General features: G+C 44.9%; 21 protein-coding genes. 14 read left to right on the top strand and 7 right to left on the bottom strand.

Annotated features, from left to right (window positions below; translation table 11 throughout):
* Window positions 1–51: 51 nt before the first annotated feature.
* Together B5D35_RS15480 and B5D35_RS15475 are read right to left on the bottom strand one after the other, a co-directional pair.
* Window positions 52–1,038, bottom strand: coding sequence for an Lnb N-terminal periplasmic domain-containing protein (locus tag B5D35_RS15480; RefSeq protein WP_483189027.1), 987 nt, complete (start codon window positions 1,036–1,038; stop codon window positions 52–54).
* 331 nt (window positions 1,039–1,369) lie between these two features.
* The gene (locus B5D35_RS15475) at window positions 1,370–2,377 is read right to left on the bottom strand and encodes a substrate-binding domain-containing protein (protein WP_078753444.1); all 1,008 of its coding nucleotides are present in this window, start codon (window positions 2,375–2,377) and stop codon (window positions 1,370–1,372) included.
* 389 nt (window positions 2,378–2,766) lie between these two features.
* Between B5D35_RS15475 and B5D35_RS15470 the strand changes: the two genes are divergently transcribed.
* Window positions 2,767–3,489, top strand: coding sequence for a YebC/PmpR family DNA-binding transcriptional regulator (locus B5D35_RS15470; protein WP_078753443.1), 723 nt, complete (start codon window positions 2,767–2,769; stop codon window positions 3,487–3,489).
* An 83-nt stretch (window positions 3,490–3,572) separates the two neighbouring features.
* Window positions 3,573–3,923 carry a hypothetical protein gene (locus B5D35_RS15465; protein WP_078753442.1) on the top strand — a complete coding sequence of 117 codons (351 nt, stop codon included), beginning with the start codon at window positions 3,573–3,575 and terminating at the stop codon, window positions 3,921–3,923.
* Between the two features lie 127 nt (window positions 3,924–4,050).
* On the opposite strand, the gene B5D35_RS15460 is transcribed toward B5D35_RS15465, so the two are convergent.
* Entirely contained in the window at window positions 4,051–4,236 is a 186-nt protein-coding gene (locus B5D35_RS15460) for a hypothetical protein (protein WP_078753441.1), read from the bottom strand.
* Window positions 4,237–4,529: 293 nt separating this feature from the next.
* Between B5D35_RS15460 and B5D35_RS15455 the strand changes: the two genes are divergently transcribed.
* From B5D35_RS15455 to B5D35_RS15440, 4 genes are all read left to right on the top strand, one after another.
* Window positions 4,530–5,156, top strand: coding sequence for a LysE family transporter (locus tag B5D35_RS15455; RefSeq protein WP_078753440.1), 627 nt, complete (start codon window positions 4,530–4,532; stop codon window positions 5,154–5,156).
* Window positions 5,157–5,302: 146 nt separating this feature from the next.
* Window positions 5,303–5,941, top strand: a complete 639-nt coding sequence (locus B5D35_RS15450) for a sugar O-acetyltransferase (RefSeq protein ID WP_078753439.1) — start codon at window positions 5,303–5,305, stop codon at window positions 5,939–5,941.
* Window positions 5,938–6,240, top strand: coding sequence for a hypothetical protein (locus tag B5D35_RS15445; RefSeq protein ID WP_078753438.1), 303 nt, complete (start codon window positions 5,938–5,940; stop codon window positions 6,238–6,240). Before B5D35_RS15450 ends, B5D35_RS15445 begins: the two co-directional genes overlap by 4 nt.
* 38 nt (window positions 6,241–6,278) lie before the next feature.
* A complete protein-coding gene (locus tag B5D35_RS15440; RefSeq protein ID WP_078753437.1) occupies window positions 6,279–6,992 on the top strand; it encodes a class I SAM-dependent methyltransferase in 714 nt (237 codons plus the stop codon).
* A 119-nt stretch (window positions 6,993–7,111) separates the two neighbouring features.
* Here the strand turns inward: B5D35_RS15440 and B5D35_RS15435 are convergent, their stop codons facing one another.
* A complete protein-coding gene (locus B5D35_RS15435) occupies window positions 7,112–7,564 on the bottom strand; it encodes a GNAT family N-acetyltransferase (RefSeq protein WP_078753436.1) in 453 nt (150 codons plus the stop codon).
* A gap of 490 nt (window positions 7,565–8,054) precedes the next feature.
* On the opposite strand from B5D35_RS15435, the gene B5D35_RS15430 reads away from it, so the two are divergent.
* The 3 genes from B5D35_RS15430 (at window position 8,055) to B5D35_RS24955 (ending at window position 10,995) form a co-directional block, all read left to right on the top strand.
* Window positions 8,055–10,010, top strand: a complete 1,956-nt coding sequence (locus B5D35_RS15430; RefSeq protein WP_078753435.1) for a methyl-accepting chemotaxis protein — start codon at window positions 8,055–8,057, stop codon at window positions 10,008–10,010.
* A gap of 214 nt (window positions 10,011–10,224) precedes the next feature.
* Window positions 10,225–10,458: a hypothetical protein gene (locus B5D35_RS24960; protein ID WP_244556625.1), complete on the top strand. Its 234-nt coding sequence runs from the start codon at window positions 10,225–10,227 to the stop codon at window positions 10,456–10,458.
* 117 nt (window positions 10,459–10,575) lie between these two features.
* On the top strand, window positions 10,576–10,995 hold the full coding sequence (locus B5D35_RS24955; RefSeq protein ID WP_244556624.1) for a nuclear transport factor 2 family protein: 420 nt from the start codon (window positions 10,576–10,578) through the stop codon (window positions 10,993–10,995).
* Window positions 10,996–11,094: 99 nt separating this feature from the next.
* Here B5D35_RS24955 and B5D35_RS15420 read toward each other — a convergent pair whose 3' ends face one another.
* Window positions 11,095–11,520: a nuclear transport factor 2 family protein gene (locus tag B5D35_RS15420; protein WP_078753434.1), complete on the bottom strand. Its 426-nt coding sequence runs from the start codon at window positions 11,518–11,520 to the stop codon at window positions 11,095–11,097.
* Window positions 11,521–11,711: 191 nt separating this feature from the next.
* Here B5D35_RS15420 and B5D35_RS15415 point away from each other — a divergent pair, with 191 nt between their 5' ends.
* Window positions 11,712–11,951 carry a hypothetical protein gene (locus tag B5D35_RS15415; RefSeq protein ID WP_078753433.1) on the top strand — a complete coding sequence of 80 codons (240 nt, stop codon included), beginning with the start codon at window positions 11,712–11,714 and terminating at the stop codon, window positions 11,949–11,951.
* 50 nt (window positions 11,952–12,001) lie between these two features.
* On the opposite strand, the gene B5D35_RS15410 is transcribed toward B5D35_RS15415, so the two are convergent.
* A complete protein-coding gene (locus B5D35_RS15410; protein WP_198557042.1) occupies window positions 12,002–12,898 on the bottom strand; it encodes a LysR family transcriptional regulator in 897 nt (298 codons plus the stop codon).
* A 112-nt stretch (window positions 12,899–13,010) separates the two neighbouring features.
* Between B5D35_RS15410 and B5D35_RS15405 the strand changes: the two genes are divergently transcribed.
* From B5D35_RS15405 to B5D35_RS15395, 4 genes are all read left to right on the top strand, one after another.
* Window positions 13,011–13,694: a pirin family protein gene (locus tag B5D35_RS15405; protein WP_078753432.1), complete on the top strand. Its 684-nt coding sequence runs from the start codon at window positions 13,011–13,013 to the stop codon at window positions 13,692–13,694.
* A 34-nt stretch (window positions 13,695–13,728) separates the two neighbouring features.
* A complete protein-coding gene (locus B5D35_RS24950; RefSeq protein WP_244556623.1) occupies window positions 13,729–13,962 on the top strand; it encodes a cysteine hydrolase family protein in 234 nt (77 codons plus the stop codon).
* Window positions 13,922–14,350 (top strand): isochorismatase family protein, encoded by a 429-nt coding sequence (locus B5D35_RS15400; protein WP_244556622.1) that lies wholly within the window; start codon window positions 13,922–13,924, stop codon window positions 14,348–14,350. The genes B5D35_RS24950 and B5D35_RS15400 overlap by 41 nt, the downstream gene beginning before the upstream one ends.
* Window positions 14,351–14,413: 63 nt before the next feature.
* Window positions 14,414–14,662, top strand: a complete 249-nt coding sequence (locus B5D35_RS15395; RefSeq protein WP_198557041.1) for a putative antibiotic biosynthesis monooxygenase — start codon at window positions 14,414–14,416, stop codon at window positions 14,660–14,662.
* Window positions 14,663–14,854: 192 nt separating this feature from the next.
* On the opposite strand, the gene B5D35_RS15390 is transcribed toward B5D35_RS15395, so the two are convergent.
* The gene (locus B5D35_RS15390; RefSeq protein WP_078753431.1) at window positions 14,855–15,106 is read right to left on the bottom strand and encodes a hypothetical protein; all 252 of its coding nucleotides are present in this window, start codon (window positions 15,104–15,106) and stop codon (window positions 14,855–14,857) included.
* Between the last annotated feature and the right edge of the window lie 49 nt (window positions 15,107–15,155).

Raw genomic sequence — 15,155 nt, 5'->3', positions numbered from 1 at the left:
CAGGACTGGGTATGCCTGAAACTCAGTATATTGCTTAAGAACCGAACAACTTTAGGCTGCCATGTCTTCCAACCGAATTAAGCAACAAAGCCCATGTCGTTCTGTAATATTTTGCACACTCACTTTTTCATCATGATCTAATTGCTTAAAGCGATTATAGAGGTGCTCTTGACGTGAACCGTGATAGATAATTTCATCAATATAATTTCCTTCACTAGCATTGTTCAACATCATGATGACATCGTAAGGCATCACCCAGCGTTTATTCTTCACTACCAATGGATCATCAATCACCAACTCAAGAAGCTTGGCTAACTGATAGGCACAATTTTCAGTAAAGAAATAGTACGTCATGCTGACGTTTTCCAACTCCCACAGATGCGCGAGCACGAAAGTAACATCTTGCTCTGAAAGGTTGAGTCGGTACTCCCAAAGATCTCGCAGTTCAGATTCGCTGTAGGTTAAGTTCTGGTGATGGTACTTTTGATTGGCATAGAAGCCCTCATATCCCCCAGTAATGCCCTGAAATATATACGTTAGCTTATTGTCAGTTTCGGGCACACGGGCCCCGTAGCTAAAGGTATTGTCCAAGTATTCATGGTTTTCTGGATTATTGAACTTGAGTAGAATATGCCCATACATAGACGCCGGATTACCAAGATAACCACTCGCATAAACCAAGCTGATACTCTCCGCATCAAATGCTTGCTTGTAGTTTTGATAGTCTGCGCAATTCACTTCGGGGAAAGAAGGGAAGCGTAATTGCTGATCAAGCCAAAGCTTTCTCGCCGGAAATTTACATTGCGATTCAGGCGTTCGATAGAAAGCCTCTATCGTGGCTATTAGCTCTGCCTCGGGGTTCACACGCCCCTGAGAAGAGAAAAAAAACGAAGAATCATGCACTAAACTTTCCACCCCAATTAAACCCGTCTCATAATGCAGTAGCATATGCCAAACTCGGTTTTCAGAGAGAGATGGATTAATCGCTCGTGTCGATATATTTAGATCTTCACTTCCCCATGAAAATGCACAAGACATCAATGACATTAAAGTGAATAAAATAAGTCTGAGTTTTATAAATATCACAAATATATATTATAGGTTTGAACGCATATTCTTCATCCTATATAAACACCCCGTTTTTCACAACGCCATGTCTATTATTTGCTTTTCAACAAAATCTCAACGAAATCTCAAAAATAACGCAATTCAAACTAGAGTAGTTCATCGACTGATAAGCATGCTCATAGAAAAACATTACAGCGTTATCGTTTCTGGGGAGTACGGGACACTAACAACATTCTGTATCAAAGCGACCCGTATAGACCAAGCATATATTCTTGGTCATAATAAATTCACTGCCTTTTGACTAAACACTCTCGCCTTTTGTAACTTTAAAGCCCATGTCGACGATTCTCTCGCCAACATCTTCGTCCCTCAAGCGCCGCAGTAAAAGTTCTGCACTCTTCTCGCCAATTTGGAAGCGTGGAGTATCAACACTCGTTAATTTTGGGCTAATCGTCTGGCCAATATCTAACGCGTTGTAGCCAATTACTGCCAGTTGTTCTGGGATTTTAATGCCACGTTGTTGCGCACTCAGGAGTGTACCAATCGCAATGTCATCGTTGGTACAGAATACGCCATCTAAATCTGCGTAAGTTGCCAGTGCAGTTTCTAGCAAGTCCTTCGCCAACGAGAAACTGGAATGCTCTTCGGTCAACACATGCTTAGGCGTCAAACCCGCTTCATGCATCGCTTTGTCATAACCTTCCATGCGTAAACGGGTACGTGTATCCAAACGTGCACCAAAATATGCAATAGATGACTTCCCAGAATCAATCATGCTTTTAACAACTTGATATGAAGCCAGTACAGGATCCATACCAACCGCCATATCTATGGGTTTTTTGGGAAGTTCCATGGTTTCCACCACGGGTATTCCCGCATTTTTAATCATTTGCAGCGTACGTTTGGTGTGGTGCGTTTCCGTCAGGATTAACCCATCAACTTGATAGGAAAGCAGTGACGCGATCTTGTGTTCTTCTTCATTTTCATCATAACTGAAGTGCGCGAGCAAGGTTTCATAGCCATGGGCCTTGGTCACTGTTTCGATACCCTGAACAAAGGAAGCAAAGATTTGGTTGGATAGCGAAGGGAGAAGAATACCGATGGCTTTACTGGAGGACTTGGAGAGCATGGCAGGAGCGCGATTTTCGATATACCCGATCTCTTCAATCGCTGCGGCGATCTTTTCGCGCGTCTTATCGGCGACAGATTCCGGATTTCTCATGTAGCGAGATACCGTCATCTTTGTGACGCCGACTTTGTCAGCAACATCCTGTAGTGTTGAGCGCGATTTCTTGTTTTGTTGTGCCATGTTCTGTCTGATTATCCATAATGTTACGTGTAACATTTCAGACAATATCTAACTCTTTGATACAAGTAAACTAATTCCTAACAAAACCGCTTCTGAACGATTATTTGACACACGATTTGTAGCAACTGTTGTAAGTTAGAGACCGCCCTCGCGAGATTAAGCGCTGCACCCGTAAATTGAAAAGCAGTACGACTGCCCGCGGAGGTGTGTGCGCAAAAAACGCACACCTCCCCTGCTTTTTTTTGCTATTCCTTAATCAATCACCCACATTCGTTGATCAGAAATGGTATTTGGGCGTGTTTCCTATTCATTAATGCTGGAAAAACGTAATCAGTGGTTGATAAAATCCCCCCACTTCAACAATCGTAAATCAAAGAGAGTGATTCCCCATGGGACGCAGTTTCGAAGTTCGCAAAAATGCAATGGCGAAAACCCAAGGCGCCAAAGTTAAGCTTTACTCAAAGTACGGCAAAGAAATCTACGTTATCGCGAAAAATGGCGGTGGCGACCCTGACACCAACCTGTCGCTGAAACGCATGATTGAAAAAGCGAAGAAAGATCAGGTACCAAGTCACGTGATCGAGAAAGCAATCGAGAAAGCGGCTGGTGGTGGCGGTGAGAACTATGAAGTTGCACGCTACGAAGGTTTCGGCCCAGGTGGTTGCTCAGTCATCGTTGATTGTTTGACAGATAACAACAATCGTACCTACATGGAAGTACGTCAGTGCTTCGTAAAAACCCATTCTAAAATCGGTGGCCCAGGTACCGTTGCTCACATGTTCGAGCACCAAGCAGTATTCCAATTCCAAGGCGATGACGAAGAAGCGGTTCTTGAAGCACTGATGATGGCTGATGCAGACGTGACAGACATCGAGTGTGAAGACAACGTAGTTACCGTATTCGCACCGACCACCGAGTTTTTCAAAGTGAAGAATGCGTTGGCAGAATCTATGCCTGACGTTGTATTGGACGTGGAAGAAATCACTTTCGTGCCACAAACAATGACAACTGTTGCTGGCGACGATGTGGCTGCGTTTGACAAGTTCATTGATATGCTGAACGACTGCGATGACGTTCAGAACGTATACCACAACGCAGAAATCGAAGAATAATCCCCGCTCTGCTACGATAAATGCCCGGTTTAGCCGGGCATTTTCTGTTTATCCCTGATGTAAAATGAAGGTGGGATTCCAGTATGGAACAACAAGATTTTGAAACGCTGGTAAAGGCACTGGCTGAAACCAACGGTTTGCCAGAAGCACTGGACATGTTGAAAAAGTGTGACGACACCGAAGTTGCTGAAGCCGCCGAAGAAATGACAGGCCAATTCGCATTAGCAGAAATCGAAGGCGAAAACCGTGTTTACCACGTGTTCACTGAAGAAAACGAACAAGGCGAAGAACAAGAGTTTGTTGAACACGTGATGAACGTGGGCGACGAAGTCATGGTCTTCGTTGCTTGGTTCTTCTACACCCAATTCGAAATCAAAAACCGAGACACATACGCAGCAGCTGGCCGCACTTACAAGCAGCCAAAACGCAGCTAATCGAAAACGTCCTTTGGAAAGCCAGGATTCTATTCTGGCTTTGTTGCTTCGCCAGAAAGCCTTATTGACGCAGAAGTAACACCGTCATGGATAGAAACACGCACGACTGAAAAATTAGCCTTCCTCTTTAAGTTCGACCGAAACCTTCAATATCCAACTCAAAGCCCCCAACACCGAGATCATTCGTTGCGCCCAGCAATACGCGCGACAAACCATCAAAAATTTGCTCTGGCCCAAGCTCCATTTCCATGCATTTGTCTGCAATAAAATCGGAAAGCATTTGAGCTTGTTGCTCTGAGATTCTTTCACCCATATTGTTTATCCTTGGTTTGAATCATTAAGAAACGTGCCTGCTCATGTCGCCAAGAACAGAAAATCGACGGTCATTCGAACGCACGAAAAAATCTACAAAATATACGAGTACCTCTTTAGAGTAATCACCGAAACACAAAAGCGCATCTCACGTTTTAGAGAGTTTGTCTAAAATCGCAAGCCGTAAAGCCTTATCACCCAGAAGAAGTAATGTTTAGGCGTTTCATTGATTGAAACAAGAAGATGGGCCGCTGTATTATTGACGGGCTATCGTTCTTAGCCAAAGAGATGTATATGGACATTTTTCTCGCCATCGCAAATGTCGCACTGATTTGGATTCTTGCGGCAATCACGCCAGGGGCAAACGTATTGCTCACCATCAATACGGCGTTGAACTACAATCGACATCTTGCGACCTTCTCTGCACTGGGCGTCGCCTTTGCTGTTGCGCTCTGGGCTCTATTCGGTGGCTCTGGGCTCATAATTCTGTTCTCACTTTTCCCAGAAATTCTGACCGGTATGAAACTGATCGGTGGCGCATACCTCATCTACCTCGGGCTTCGTCAGCTCAAACAAATCAGGATGAAGCGAACACTAACGCTTAGTGACCAAGAAATCGCGCTATACCCATCTCCAAAGAAGGTTCTTCTCACTGCGTTCTTCACCAGTATTCTAAATGTGAAAACAGGCTTTTTCGTCGTCAGTGTATTTAGTGTCTCTGTCACGCAAGACATTACGTTACCGCTCATCATCGCCATTATGTGCACGATGTCCGGCATCACGATGGTTTGGCATTTATTTCTGTCTTACGCATTCTCACGTCACTCAGCAAAATCCACCTATGAAAAAGCATCACGTATGTTGGACTTTATTACTGGCGGCCTATTTACCCTATTTGGGATAAAAGTGATGGTGTCATAGCAGTTTCATTAACGCTCACCGTGATTGAATAACGTTGCTTTTGAGTGGCTTTGCTCAGGTACAGCGATAGAGTTAGATATCCTTCAATTTTCTCTCAACAAAAGTCCGTTACTATCACGCCATCATCTATTCCCTGAGCCTGAACAATGGATATCCGAACAAAAATGCACAATCAGGAATTGTATTTCTGCGACGACGAAGACTTAGCAGCGGAACAGGCTCGTTGCCTTGAAACGTTATATGACTTCAATCAAACAAGGCCCAGCGAAGTAGCAAAAAGAAGGGAACTTCTCGAAACGTTGTTAGCGGAGATTGGGAAGGACTGTTATATCGAGCCACCCCTGCGAGCGAATTGGGGAAAGCGCTCTCACTTTGGCGATAATGTTTACGTCAACTTTAACCTCACGCTCGTTGACGACACGCACATATACATAGGTGATCATGTCATGATTGGCCCGAATGTCACTATTGCGACTGCTGGCCATCCGATTGACCCCGATTTGCGCCGAAAAGTGGGGCAATTCAACGTTCCCGTTACGATTGGAGCAAATGTATGGATTGGCGCGAACTCTGTTGTGCTTCCTGGGATTACAATTGGTGAGAACACTGTTATTGGTGCAGGTAGCGTCGTAACTAAAGATATACCAGCTAATGTTGTGGCGGTGGGCAACCCTTGCCGTGTTCTTCGAAAAATCGGCGAGCATGATAAGGAGTTCTACTTCAAAAACCATAGAATTCAACACGAGCAGTCCGCTATGCGAAAAGAAGAGTCAGGTGTTTTATGACACTGCATTTAAATGTATTCGTATGCCTCGTTGCGATCATCGGGTGGAGTATGCATTTAGAGGCCGCAGGTGAAGAAACAGCGCAGTTCGAGAAGCCGATTTGGCTATACAAAGACGGTCGACAGGTGCCGCAAGAAACCCTTGAAACTATCTCGATCAACTGCGGCATAGAAGACGCAATGAACAGGGTTGCAAACGCGAAGGACGGAGAGTTTGAAGCTGCGTTTGAGGCTCTACTCGCTGCCTCTGAGTGCTTTAATGCTTATGGGTTCAAACAGGTATCTACTGAAGAAAAGTAGCGTTCAACCTTTAGTCACTGTCTGGAAGCCTCACCACAATGAGCGACAACTATGATTCACGTACCGCTAGCCATTATGCGGCATTTCGCCCGCCACTACACCAACTCATCCTGTCTGACGCTGTTGCGGACTTGCCTAAATTTACGCTAGGTCTGGATATTGGCTGTGGTATTGGACATTCCTCCATTGCATTAAAAAGCCAATGCGCAAGCGTAATAGGTATTGAGCCTAGCGATGCAATGCTAACACTTGCCATTGAGCAAAAACCGACTGATATTCGGTATATTAAAGGCACGGGCGACGCTATTCCCATTGAAAGCGACACCATCGATATCGTGACATTTGCGGGTTCACTTTTCTACGCAAAATCCGATAAATTAACCCATGAACTCAAACGCGTTTGCCGTCCTAATGCGATTGTTGTTGCCTATGACTTTGAGGTCATTCTTGAGCAAACTTTATTGATGTTGGGCGTGGTATTGGAACGCCCCGTTTGTGACTATAACCACACCATTAACTTCTCTGGCTGTTCCGGATTTAGCGAGATCGCGGTGGTGGCCAAGGAAATTAAATTGCACGTTACCGCCGAAGAATTAGCCCATATTTTACTGTCATCAACGCGACGATATGGCGTACTAACAGGCCGTTTCGGCGAAAACAGGCTTCATGAGAAACTCGCCAACAAAATAAAACAGGAAAGTAGCAGCCCACACATACTGGTCAATACCTATTATTCAACCTACCGCCTCTAAATCTTTAACCAACAAGCACTCGGTGACATGCTTTCAATGTCACCATTTGAGTTATCATCACAATGGACAAAAGCCACCTTCACTTTTTGCATTGAAATACCTGTCGTTTTCACCCAACGTCAATGCGTCAAATGCTTGAGGTAGGTATAAAAGTCTACATCCTTCTCATATCCACTTTTTTCATAGAGATGCTGCGCTTTTATGTTATCAGTCGCCGTACTTAACATAATGAATGCGGAATTTGTCTCTTCTGCCAATTGATCCGCTCGCTCTAACAACAACTGACCAACGCCTTCTTTGCGAAATTTCTCATCTACATACAAATCGTATAACAGCCAAACACGCTGCATCGCCAATGAGCAGTACAAAGGATACAACTGAGTGAAACCCGCGAACTCATTATCGTCGGTAACGGCAAAGTAGATGATAGATTCGTCATTTCTCAATCGCTCCTTAAGGTAGTCGAGTGGATTTTTATTCGATATATCAACTTTATAGAAAGAAAGATACTTCTCATACAAGGTTACGATTTCATCTAAATCTGACATGTCAGCACGGTTAATAACAAACATAAACGTTCTAGCCTTTAGCCACTCAAAGATGCGATAGAAATTAGCAGATGGTGAATTAAAGAGTGCATTAACTTTAATACCTGAAAACGATTGGTGACGAAAAGCCAATCACAAGCCTGCTATCCGCGGCCAGGAGCGTGAATGCGCTGGTTGTTAGGCACTTTCTCCTCTCACCCCTATTCTCAGGGTATAGAAGTAGAACGCCATGCTGATTTTCGAGGGACAACGTTACATCCTCCACGCCAAATGATGCCTCCTCACGCCAGCGTGAAACAAATTCGCGAACGACTCATTTTCGAGCCATTTGTTAAATAAATGATAACGAAGCCAATGGTGTCTGTTTTCACCTGACGTTTGTTACCACTGCGTGCTTTCAAGGACAGAAGTAGGATCTACATACCGCCATGGGTGGTAGTTGGAGCAATTCGCACGTCAATTGTTTTCGTCGCTTGCGGCGTTCAACCTCAAAGCCAAATAGCCGGAGAGCAAGATGTTAGGCAAACTTAAGCTTGCGCAACAACTTACCGTATCTTTTGCAGCAGTATTAGCGCTACTGCTCGTCGTTTCAGTCATTGGCTATGGTGGCCTGTCTGAAGGTTTTAAAAACTTTACGGAATACAGAGGTCTCGCCAGAAGTTCTAATGAAGCAAGTGAAGCGCAGTCAACGCTGCTCAGTGCACGACTGTCTGCATTGAAATTCCTGAAAACACAGGATCCAGCACAAATCGATAAAGTCGAATCAGAGATCGCTCACATCGTTGAAGTTATTGATAAAATGCTGTTGCATGAATCGAATCCCACGCGCATCAATGAACTCAATGAGTCCAAGACATTAATGGCGACGTATGGTGAGACGTTTGCACTGGTCGTGAAAGACTTTGCAGACAGGAATGTCGTGGTTCAGAAAGATCTTGACCCCAACGGTCTTAAAATGCGCCAAATGATGACCAAAATCATCGAAGATTCTGCCGCAGATAGAGAAGTCGATTCGCTCTTCTATGCTGCAAAAGCCCAAGAAAAACTGCTGTTAGGAAGGTTATTTGCTGCCAAGTTCTTGATCAGTAATTCAGAACAGGATTTTAACCGTTCACTGAAAGAACTCAATGACGTCGTTCCGCCGTTAAATAACTTAAAACGTCTCCTGACATCGCCTGAAGAAAGAGCAATGGTAGATAGTTTTTCTAATGCCCACGTTTCTTACATTTCGGCATTGAAACAAACTGCTGAGATCATCCATGACAGAAACGAACGTATTTCTGGCACGCTGGATGTTATCGGCCCACAGGTCACGACCAACTTGGGGGATTTCAAAGCATCAATCCGAAGCTCTCAAGATACGCTGGGCCCCGAAGCCCAATCAGACAGTGAAGCAGCCGTTCAAACAGTCATTGTCGTTTCAGCGGTGGCTATCCTCGTCGGCATTTTACTCAGTATTCTTGTCACCCATGCCATCCGCAGGCCTATCGGCGGTGAGCCTAGCCAAATTGAACAGATCGCCCGTAATATTGCTACGGGAGATTTAACCCAGTCCTTCGATAATAAAGATAAACCTACCGGAATTTTCGCCGCCATGGGCGAAATGAACGGCAACTTAAAAGATATTGTCGGACAGCTTTCTAACTCTGTTGACACCTTGAATAATGCTTCAGGAACGTTGGTCAGTGTGACGGAAGAAACCGCGCGTAATACGGAGTCGCAGGCTGAGCAGCTAGGTCAAACGGCCACCGCCATGCATCAGTTAACCGCCACTGTTGACGATATCGCGCAGAATGCGCAGAAAGCATCCGATGTAGCCAATGAAGCAGACCGATATTCTCAAGAAGGCCAAAATGTGCTCGACGATACCCGCCATAGCATTGAGAATTTGGTTGGAAACATTGGAGAAGTCAGCCAAGTTATCGAAAATTTGGAGGCTGAAACCAAAAATGTTGGAAGTATTCTTGACACCATTCGTGGCATTGCTGAACAGACCAATTTGCTCGCATTGAACGCTGCTATTGAGGCAGCCCGCGCAGGCGAACAAGGTCGTGGCTTTGCCGTTGTAGCGGATGAAGTGCGCAGTCTCGCCAGCCGTACACAACAGAGCACAGAAGAAATCCAAACACTCATCACTCGCTTGCAAAGTGAATCGAAGCGTTCAGTAGAATCTATGCGCAAGAGTGCCACGGAAGCAGAAGAAACATCTTCGAAAGCGAATAAAACGCGTGATGCACTCATTTCAATCACGGAGTCTGTTTCTAACATTCGTGATATGAACCATCAGATTGCCGTTGCTGCAGAAGAACAAAATGCCGTTGTAACCAACATTAATCTGGCGGTAGAACAGTTAAATGAACTGGGTAAGAGCACAGCTTCCGGCACCGAGAAACTCTCCAAGGAAGCGCATGGTTTAACCACTATCACCACGGGTGTGAACCAGATTGTAGGTAAATTCTCGATTGGATAGTTGCCATTTAAAATGAAGGAACGCGCCCTGACAGGCGCGTTTTTTTACATCTACAGCTCCAAGTGTGTCGTCGAAACGAGACCATCAATGCCACCCTCAAAAAACTGCACTGCGCATTGTGACGCGAGGAAAGAACAACGCCAAATTAGCCACACAGTGCTATCTCCGTCCCTTCAACTACACTCTTTCAATTAACCTTTTCCGAGATTGACTTATGAGTGATGTTCGAAAGCAGAAAATCCATGACTTGCTCAAAATCGGAATAGAAACTGGTGATGCAAACGTCGTCGCCGTAGTGGATGAAACCCGTTACGTTCAACACAATCCCAAAACAAAAGAGGGTGATGTAGGCCTTGCCGAGTTATTTGCTACCCTTGCGCAAACGCATCCTCATGTGCAAATTATTCGCATTTTCTCCGATGGAGATTTCGTTTTTGCTCATACATAATATGACTTCAGCAGCGTTAAAATATGTTTTGAAGTATTCCGATTTGAAGGGAATAAAACCGTCGAACACTGGGACAACCTGCAAACGAAGCAACCTGTAAACCCATCAGGAAGAACGATGGTGGATGGCGAAACCGACTTAAGAGATCTCGATAAAACAGAATCCAATCGTGCTTTCATTAACCAGTTTGTGAACAACATACTGATTGAAAGACGACCATTCGACATTGCGTCTTTCTTTGATACGGTAAACTACGCTGAGCACAGCCCCTATCTGAGTGATGACCTAAGCCAACTCTCTGCAGCACTATCAACATTCAATGAACACGATGAACCCATCATCCACTACCAAACGCACCACAAAACCCTCGCTGAAGGTAATTTTGTACTGACGCTGTGTGAAGGTTATCGAGGCGGGGCACATGTCGCTTTTTACGATTTATTCCGACTCGAAAATGAGCGCATCGTTGAGCACTGGGACACCGTGGAGAACATCCCAGACAGGTCTGAGTGGAAGAATCAAAATGGGAAATTCTAAAAAGCGGCTGATTGAATCAAAAAACGCGTAAGTTTCATGGCGAAAATGCGTAAACCCCACGAATTAAATGAATTGAACGACACGAATGTCCAAAACTCGTCATTTCGTCGGCGTAGGATACGCTCGGCCTTCGGCTTGAGAACCGGCAGCAGCGGAAGCATGTCTGTGAAGCCACACCCACCTATCGGTTTTCTTTAGCACAACACTCCATCGAACAGGCACTAACACCAATCCATCATCGGTTTCCAAATGAATCGTCAATGCTTGAGATATCACCGCATGATCATTCGATGCGATAACATCAGACCAACCCCATTCGAACTGCGTGGCTGTTGCTTCGGCAAAATTGCGAAGAAACAACTTTTTCACTGACGCTATGCCAGAACACAACTCATTCTCTCCCGTACCGATCACTGATATCGCGTTGTCTGAATGAAATACTCGCATCAGCGCATCGATATCTTTCGCACAATAGGCTTTCGCGTAGTCATCCAAGGTTGCGACAATTTCATTCACGTCAATCATGATGGCCTCCCAAATTCCCCCAAAGTGTAGACCAATATGTCGTGGTGAAATTTACCCACCTCCAAACCAGCATGCTTCCGATGCAGTCATTACACCTGTATGTATCCACAGCTTTTTTCGCCTAACCTATTGACGTATTGTTGGCGAAAGACAATGCTGTATATGTAAACAGTACTCAAGGAGGCGCCGTTATGGACACGAGAGAATTTGACCAGTTGCTTGCACGGGTTAATCGAAGCCGTAAAGCAGCCTTAAAAGACAGCTCATTCATCGAACAAGCGGAAATGCACGCAAAAGAACTTGTTCGCGTAGAGAATATGAAAACGCAGCAAACGAAGAAACGCGTGCGCAGCAAGGTAAAAGCCCCGAAGAAATTCTCAAAGGTATACGAAGGCTTTACTGACAGCCACGAAACTGTTTTTCACTATTAAACCCGATAGTTTGTTTTTCTTAGCAACCTCGAACACTTAATGCTAAACCGTCAATTGCTTAGGGCTTTTTCAAACGTTTGCTCAATGTGGTCGAGAAAAGCACGAACCTTCGGAATTTTTGATCGATGCTGAGGGTAGAGTGCATATATATCAACAGGTTCCATTCCCCATTCAGGGCAAAGCTTTACCAGTGCACCGCTCATTCTCTCCCCCACACACATATAATCTGGGAGCGGTGCAATACCCAAACCATCCATTGCCGCCTGCTTTATTGTCGCAAAATCATCAGCTCTCAGCCTAGGCGCAACTTTCAATACGTGCTGCGTGCCTCGATTGTAAAGCGGCAAGCGATTGGCTGGTGCAATGCGCGGCATTATTAGAAAATCATCGTCTGAAATCTCATTCAATGACTGAGGGCATTTTCGACGACCAAGGTAAGTGTTACTGGCATAAAGGCTTCGAGTGGCCACCCCCAGCTTCTTTCCTACCAAGCGAGAATCATCCAACATACCGACACGTATAACCATATCAAAATCTCTTTCAATCAAATCAACCCGATCGTTCACAAAATCTAAGTCGAGTGTAAGCTCAGGATATTGTGAAAGAAACGCACTGATCGAAGGTTTCAAAATAAGCTGACCTAACGTCACTGACGTTCCAACCTTAATGCCCCCTTTGTATTGTGTCTGCACTTCTGAAACCGCCGCTGATGCGAGTGCCATCTCTTCGTGAATGCGTTTGCAATGGGCTAGATAGCGCTGTCCCGCTTCGGTTAGATGCTGAGCTCGGGTTGAACGCTCTAGCAATATAACGTCCAACTCTTTTTCCAGCCTGGATACCTTTCTGCTGACATTGGCTTTGGGCATATTCAATCGTTCAGCAGCCAGGGTAAAGCTTCCCGATTCGACTACCGCTAAGAACACCATCATGTCATTGAGATCCTGCATAACCCTCTCCCATTGTTGTTATAAATGAAACTTAGTTATCTACAAATGAGCATTTATTAAACAATAACAGAAAACTATCATCTCCTTAACAACATTATTCAAGGAGATGACCATGCAAGTACTTCACAGAGATTCCCTACCCCTAGGCGGCTTTGCGGGACTACGTGAGCACCGTTTAGTGACTGACAGCCGTGCATTTGGTGCACATAAATCGCCAAGTACCTTTGATGGTCTGGGAAACTTTATTTACCTCGCAGATGCTCGCTTTAATCCGAAGGGCGAAACAGGCATGCACCCTCACCACGAGATTGACGTTATATCCGTCATGGTTGAAGGGCGTATTGAACACGAAGGTTCACTTGAACATGGAAAAGGGTTAATCGCTGGCGATGTCCAAGTTCAACGTGCAGGGGGCGAAGGGTTTTCACATAACGAGGTAAACCCAAACGACACGAAGAATCGAATGATCCAACTGTGGGCTTTACCTGACGAGTCAGGGCAACCCTCGGGCTATATGCACTATTCACCAAAAAATTTCGGCACGACGCGGATTTATGGTGGCGACAAAAACCAAAAGGAAACGTTCGATAACCACACCCATATCGACATTGTAAATTTGGCAGCCGGAGAAACATTCAACCTACCGATTGAATCACTGAACTATGTAACGGTAGGTAACGCTTTATTCTCCAGTGGCGATGAATCAGCACAAGCCAACGATGGCAGTTTAATCAGGGAAGTGGACCTGCATATTCAAGCCAAAACCGACACGCAAATCATTGTTATTAGCCAGTAGGAAGGCGACAACTCACATTTAAAGGAGAAAAACCATGAACAAGTATGCTGAAACACTTACCCCCGACAATGCGGTTTTAGCCATGATCGATCATCAAACAGGCTTTCTGGTTAGCTGTCGTGACCAAGACCCACACCTGATGACAGCCAACATAAAAGGCCTGAGCACAATGGCGAAGATCGTAGGCATGCCTTCCGTTATCACCGCCAGTATGCCTGAAGGACCGAATGGACCTATCATGCCAGAAATCACTGACATTCTGGTGTGATGATGTCATTAATCGAGCGGGTGAAATCAATGCATGGAAAAGCCCTGAATTTCGCCATGCTATTGAAGCGACAGGCCGCAAAAAAATCATTATAGCGGGCATCGTTACCGATGTCTGTTTGATGTTTCCGGCAATATCTGCCGTTGCAGAAGGGTACGATGTCTATGCCGTCGTCGACGCGTCAGGAACATGGAACAGCGCTGTCGCAGAAGCGTCTATTCATCGTATGACACAAGCGGGAGTGAAGGTCGCGACCTGGGCGTCAGTGCTGGCGGAAGTCATGGACGATTGGCGCAGTGAGCACGGTTTAGCACTTGGCGACGTGCTTGGCGAACACACCAGCTATCGCTGGGTATACAACAGCTTTGTACAAGCGACTAACCAATAGCGACCCGAACTAAGGCCAAAAGGCCGCGATAGCGGCCTCTTTTCAACGACAGGGAATATGCAGATGAAACAGTCCACACCACCTAGCCAACATATCCTCGCGCTTGTCACCTTTATCGCGCTGGTGCCACTTGTCTACTTCATTCCGGATCTTGTTGGGCACACGTTCCCCGACAAATTGACCCGTGTCGTTATCAGTGTGGGAGTTATTGTTCCAATCATTTCTTGTGGTGTGATGCCATTGTTTGAAGAATGGTATTATTTCCCAAATAAAGTCGTATCACAGGAATGGAAAAATAAATTTTTGCAGTAGTTTAACCAACCAAAAATAAGAAAGAAAATACACACTAGTAATAAAAGGCCTAGCCATTATAATGACCAGACCTTATAAAAAGTTCGGATTAGCATGACTCATATATTCTTCGTCAAGGTTAGATGTTTTTTGTTTGAAGTACTTCAGACAAACTAAACCTAGCGTTCTGCACGCAAATCCATAAGCTAAATACTAAAGCTTCTTCACCGAATACTCGGGAACCCCATCTGTCGACCGAGGAGTAAGTGTTAAACCTTTAAGGTCGTGAGTATGTGTATGAATGAAAAATTCATTATCTTCATTATATTTACAAATTGTTGGCTCCGAAATCATACATTCTCCAAAACCTGAATCATGGCTATGTTTACCCAATTTTTCACCTGGGTGATATGGACAGTCCTCACCCCTTTTTACAATAATATAATCTTCGTCAAAAAAATCCATATATCTTTATCCTTGTCATTAATTAACATTCAATCTATATATTGATTCT

This window comes from Enterovibrio nigricans DSM 22720 (genome assembly GCF_900167155.1).
Taxonomy (GTDB): domain Bacteria; phylum Pseudomonadota; class Gammaproteobacteria; order Enterobacterales; family Vibrionaceae; genus Enterovibrio; species Enterovibrio nigricans.
Note: the sequence above shows the minus strand (reverse complement) of the source record. Positions and strands in the feature narration are given on the sequence as shown.

Excerpts from the sequence above, each read along its gene's own strand:
- B5D35_RS15415 (WP_078753433.1), top strand. The coding sequence starts at position 11,712 with ATGGACACGAGAGAATTTGACCAGTTGCTTGCACGGGTTAATCGAAGC.
- B5D35_RS24950 (WP_244556623.1), top strand. The coding sequence starts at position 13,729 with ATGAACAAGTATGCTGAAACACTTACCCCCGACAATGCGGTTTTAGCC.
- B5D35_RS15465 (WP_078753442.1), top strand. The coding sequence starts at position 3,573 with ATGGAACAACAAGATTTTGAAACGCTGGTAAAGGCACTGGCTGAAACC.
- B5D35_RS15420 (WP_078753434.1), bottom strand. The coding sequence starts at position 11,520 with ATGATTGACGTGAATGAAATTGTCGCAACCTTGGATGACTACGCGAAA.
- B5D35_RS15470 (WP_078753443.1), top strand. The coding sequence starts at position 2,767 with ATGGGACGCAGTTTCGAAGTTCGCAAAAATGCAATGGCGAAAACCCAA.
- B5D35_RS15395 (WP_198557041.1), top strand. The coding sequence starts at position 14,414 with ATGAAACAGTCCACACCACCTAGCCAACATATCCTCGCGCTTGTCACC.
- B5D35_RS15430 (WP_078753435.1), top strand. The coding sequence starts at position 8,055 with ATGTTAGGCAAACTTAAGCTTGCGCAACAACTTACCGTATCTTTTGCA.
- B5D35_RS24955 (WP_244556624.1), top strand. The coding sequence starts at position 10,576 with ATGGTGGATGGCGAAACCGACTTAAGAGATCTCGATAAAACAGAATCC.
- B5D35_RS15440 (WP_078753437.1), top strand. The coding sequence starts at position 6,279 with ATGAGCGACAACTATGATTCACGTACCGCTAGCCATTATGCGGCATTT.
- B5D35_RS15400 (WP_244556622.1), top strand. The coding sequence starts at position 13,922 with ATGGACCTATCATGCCAGAAATCACTGACATTCTGGTGTGATGATGTC.
- B5D35_RS15390 (WP_078753431.1), bottom strand. The coding sequence starts at position 15,106 with ATGGATTTTTTTGACGAAGATTATATTATTGTAAAAAGGGGTGAGGAC.
- B5D35_RS15460 (WP_078753441.1), bottom strand. The coding sequence starts at position 4,236 with ATGGGTGAAAGAATCTCAGAGCAACAAGCTCAAATGCTTTCCGATTTT.
- B5D35_RS15445 (WP_078753438.1), top strand. The coding sequence starts at position 5,938 with ATGACACTGCATTTAAATGTATTCGTATGCCTCGTTGCGATCATCGGG.
- B5D35_RS15435 (WP_078753436.1), bottom strand. The coding sequence starts at position 7,564 with ATGTTTGTTATTAACCGTGCTGACATGTCAGATTTAGATGAAATCGTA.
- B5D35_RS15455 (WP_078753440.1), top strand. The coding sequence starts at position 4,530 with ATGGACATTTTTCTCGCCATCGCAAATGTCGCACTGATTTGGATTCTT.
- B5D35_RS15410 (WP_198557042.1), bottom strand. The coding sequence starts at position 12,898 with ATGCAGGATCTCAATGACATGATGGTGTTCTTAGCGGTAGTCGAATCG.
- B5D35_RS24960 (WP_244556625.1), top strand. The coding sequence starts at position 10,225 with ATGAGTGATGTTCGAAAGCAGAAAATCCATGACTTGCTCAAAATCGGA.
- B5D35_RS15475 (WP_078753444.1), bottom strand. The coding sequence starts at position 2,377 with ATGGCACAACAAAACAAGAAATCGCGCTCAACACTACAGGATGTTGCT.
- B5D35_RS15450 (WP_078753439.1), top strand. The coding sequence starts at position 5,303 with ATGGATATCCGAACAAAAATGCACAATCAGGAATTGTATTTCTGCGAC.
- B5D35_RS15480 (WP_483189027.1), bottom strand. The coding sequence starts at position 1,038 with ATGTCTTGTGCATTTTCATGGGGAAGTGAAGATCTAAATATATCGACA.
- B5D35_RS15405 (WP_078753432.1), top strand. The coding sequence starts at position 13,011 with ATGCAAGTACTTCACAGAGATTCCCTACCCCTAGGCGGCTTTGCGGGA.